The sequence below is a fragment of the Mycobacterium sp. genome, from assembly GCF_008709575.1.
GTDB lineage: Bacteria > Actinomycetota > Actinomycetes > Mycobacteriales > Mycobacteriaceae > Mycobacterium.
Genome location: NZ_VYIK01000554.1, coordinates 1 through 534 on the forward strand (window position 1 = coordinate 1; position 534 = coordinate 534).

Annotated in this window: 1 protein-coding gene; it reads left to right on the plus strand. The window is 63.1% G+C overall.

Features of this window, described 5'->3' with window-relative positions:
• The coding region (locus F6Q13_RS20105) for a class III extradiol ring-cleavage dioxygenase (protein ID WP_293060187.1) at window positions 1-534 on the plus strand (534 nt) is incomplete at both ends.

The window sequence follows — 534 nt, forward strand, 5'->3', positions numbered from 1 at the left end:
ACCGACCGGGGGGCCGGGTCACGGCGAATCGCCGGCCGGCGACGGTTCACGATTTTGGCGGATTCCCCAGCGAGCTGTTCGAATTCAGCTATCCGGCTCAAGGTTCGCCCGAGCTTGCCGAACGGGTGGTCGACTTGCTGGCGCCGGCCGTTGTCCAGCTCGACACCGGCTGGGGGCTCGATCACGGAACCTGGTCAGCCCTGGCTCACATGTATCCAGAAGCGGACATTCCCGTGGTCCAACTGGGTGTAGATGCACGCCTCACCACTGCTGAGCATTACGCTCTTGGCAGCTGTCTGCGGCCGCTGCGCGAGGACGGAATCCTTATCCTCGGGTCCGGCAACGTGGTTCATAATCTTGGCGTCTACGCATGGGATCGCCCCCTAATCCCCCCGTACTCGTGGGCTGTTCACTTCGATTCCTGGGTCCGGCAGGCGATCATGGAGCGTCGTTTCGAAGACGTGATCTGCTACAAGCGATGCGGTCCAGATGCGGCGTTGGCCGTGCCCACCCCCGAGCACTATGTTCCGCTGC